This window comes from Oerskovia turbata (genome assembly GCF_000718325.1).
GTDB classification, from domain to species: domain Bacteria; phylum Actinomycetota; class Actinomycetes; order Actinomycetales; family Cellulomonadaceae; genus Oerskovia; species Oerskovia turbata.
On record NZ_JOFV01000039.1, the window covers coordinates 1 to 643 of the forward strand.

The following is a 643-nucleotide window of genomic DNA, read 5'->3' on the forward strand; positions in this document are numbered from 1 at the left end:
CACCCACACCGACACCGACAACGCCGACGACACGTCCAACCCGTCCCCGTCCGGCACCGACACCTTGCCCGTCGACCCGTCGAGACGCACCGCCGTGCCGTCGACCCCGGTCACCCAGGTGGTGCCGCCCGGCAGGGTCCCGGTCTGCCCCCAGCCCGACGAGTCGGCGGTCGTGGTCCCGGTCCCCTCGTCGAGGCCCCACAGACCGCGGATCCCCGCGACCGAAGTCACACGCACGGTCTGCGTCGCGACGTTCGACCACGTCGTCCCGGCCTTGACCCGGAACGTGAAGCTCGTCGTCCCGACGAAACCTGCGGCGGGTGTGTAGGAGAACGCGCCCGTGGCGGGGTTGGTCAGCGTGACCGTGCCCGACGACGGAGCGGCGACCACCTCGTACGTCAGCGCACCGCCGCTCGGCGAGCTGCCGGCGAGGGTGCCCGTGACCGCGACCCCAGCGGTGGTCGTGGAGGCCCCGTCGGTCGCGACCGGGGTCGTGGGCACGGGACCGTCGCCCTGGACGAGCTCGACGACCTGGGCCGCGGAGAGCGCCCGGTCGTACAGCCGCACCTGGTCGACCGCGCCCCGGAACGGGTACAGGCCGTCGGGCTGCGCACCGATCGTCAACGGCAGCGTGTTGACACCC

The 643-nt window shown here is 73.4% G+C and carries 1 protein-coding gene; it reads right to left on the minus strand.

Annotation, left to right across the window (positions count from 1 at the left end):
- Positions 1–643: Ig-like domain-containing protein (locus IE95_RS20935; protein ID WP_211249075.1), on the minus strand; the 643-nt coding region annotated here is incomplete at both ends.